1 pseudogene is annotated in these 587 nt (G+C 45.5%); it reads right to left on the bottom strand.

The window, feature by feature from the left end:
* A pseudogene (locus tag ACFIL8_RS12375) lies at positions 1-587 on the bottom strand (DUF4815 domain-containing protein); the annotation flags it as partial.

Here is a 587-nt window from a genome sequence, read left to right as displayed (position 1 = left end):
TAGCTCGTTAACCTTGCCTTTTCACCAAAGGCAAAAGCACGCGTGACATAGGTCGCTTCCTTATGGATCTTTCCCGCAATCAATTGAACAGGCGCAAATAACACCGGTGAGAGTTTCTCTGTCCCTTTGAGAATAGCGCGAAGCTTTACCTTTTCACTGATATATTCGGTAAGGCTTAGCAATTGAAAGGGAAGCAGTTGATAAATTGTGCCATTGTTTCGTTCAATTTCAAAGATGACAGAACACTCACTTGAAGGCAATTCAATGGCTGCGCGGATTTGTAAATCAGAGCAGTCCACAAGATCAAAAGTGCCAAGATCAATGGTTTTTTCTGTTTGTGTGTAGCGTGCCGCCAGCACCCTAAAAGCTAAAGCCTCATCTTGATGAGCGGTCCAGCTCCTAGCATTGACAGAAGAAAAGCGTGGACCGGTCACGTAAGGGTGGCTCGAGACGTATCTCTGGTGTTCTGCATCAAAATCTCCAAGCTTTGCTAAAGAGACGGAATGATCAGCATCATCGGTTTTAATGACAAAAGCCGTTAAGCGGTCATCCATCACAAGGAGTGGTACATCATAGCGTGCCTCTGC

Source organism: Bartonella sp. AP57NXGY (assembly GCF_042195805.1).
GTDB lineage: Bacteria > Pseudomonadota > Alphaproteobacteria > Rhizobiales > Rhizobiaceae > Bartonella.
The sequence above is the reverse complement of the archived record's forward strand: the minus strand, read 5'-3'. Positions and strand labels throughout refer to the sequence as shown.